General features: G+C 34.8%; 1 protein-coding gene. It reads left to right on the top strand.

What is annotated here, in order from left to right; genetic code table 11:
* A partial coding sequence (locus ACFIMA_RS09545; protein ID WP_375693435.1) for a type ISP restriction/modification enzyme occupies positions 1-1,596 on the top strand: 1,596 nt, incomplete at both ends.

Raw genomic sequence — 1,596 nt, 5'->3', positions numbered from 1 at the left:
TTTATCATTCATTCTGTTGATGATGTGTTGCGCAATGAGTTTGGCAAAAGCTTGGGGTCACGGGGTGTCTCCATTCTCGACCCTTTTACGGGAACTGGAACCTTTATTACACGGCTTTTACAATCAGATCTCATCAAACCAGAGGATATGGAATATAAGTTCCGTCATGATATCCATGCCAATGAGATTGTCTTGCTTGCCTATTACATAGCAGCGATTAACATTGAATCGACCTATCATAGTATCATGAAAGGAGAGTATATTCCCTTTAAGCATATTGGTTTGACCGATACTTTCCGCATGCTTGAAGAAAAGAACCTTCTGCAAAAATTATTTAAAGAAAATAGTGAATATTTGGAACATCAGAAAAACCTCGATATCAAAGTTATCTTTGGTAACCCTCCTTATTCGGTAGGACAAAAAAACGAAAATGATAATGCAAAGAATACTTCTTATCCGATTTTAGATAATCGTATTCGTGAAACTTATGCTACTCAATCTAAAACAACTTGTGTGCAAGCACTTTATGATAGTTATATTCGTGCCATTCGCTGGGCTAGTGACCGTATTGATAATGCTGGGGTAATCGGCTTTGTTTCTGGTTCTGGTTATATAGAAAAGTCAACAATGGATGGATTACGAAAATCTTTAGCCAAAGAGTTTACGAACATTTATGTTCTCAATCTGAGGGGGGATCTTCGCAAAAATATGTTAAGCAATGGAGTTGCTCAAGAAGGTGAAAATATTTTCGGCAATGGTAGTATGACGGGTATTGCGGTAACGCTATTTATCAAAAATCCCAATGCTATTGGACCTTGTAAAATTTATTATCATGATATTGGAGATAATCTTTCCACCGAAAAAAAACTTGAGATGCTTCAATACTTTGGTAGTGTTGGTGGTATTACACGTGAACAAAGCTGGCAAATGATTACACCAGATAAGCATGGTGATTGGATAAATCAACGTGATGAAAGTTTTGAAACATTCTTAGCTTTAGGTGATAAGAAAGGACATGGTAAAAAACTATTTGAAAATTTTTCTTGTGGTCTAAAAACTAATCGTGATGCTTGGACATATAACTCAAGCCGTGAATTTTTAAAGAAAAACATGAATAATATGATTATGTTCTATAACAGCGAAGTAGAACGTTTTAATACTACTTATCGACACTCTGATCGTAAAACACGTGCAAATGCTGTAGATAATTTCGTCAATACAGATGTAAAAAAGATCAGTTGGAGTCATAATCTCAAACGAGAATTAGTAAAAGAAAAACTCTTTAAGTTTGAATGTTACAGTCTTACTCAAAGTCTTTATCGTCCTTTTACAAAACAATGGCTTTATTATAATCGCATCTTTAACGATGGGGTTTATCAAATGCCTCGTATATTCCCGATAGGACAAGCGATTAAAAATAAAGTAATACAAGTTTCTGCTGTTGGAGGAAGAAGTGGTTTCTCTGTCTTAATGACTAAGAAACTACCTAACCATGACGCAATAGATAAAGGTCAATGCGTTCCACGCTATATTTACGAAGACACTCTAGTTTCAAAAAATAAAAGTGAAAAACAATCTCATTTATTTACGAATTCT

It is taken from the genome of Bartonella sp. AP88HLJMH, assembly GCF_042195605.1.
GTDB lineage: Bacteria > Pseudomonadota > Alphaproteobacteria > Rhizobiales > Rhizobiaceae > Bartonella.
This window is presented reverse-complemented; position numbering and strand designations above follow the sequence as displayed.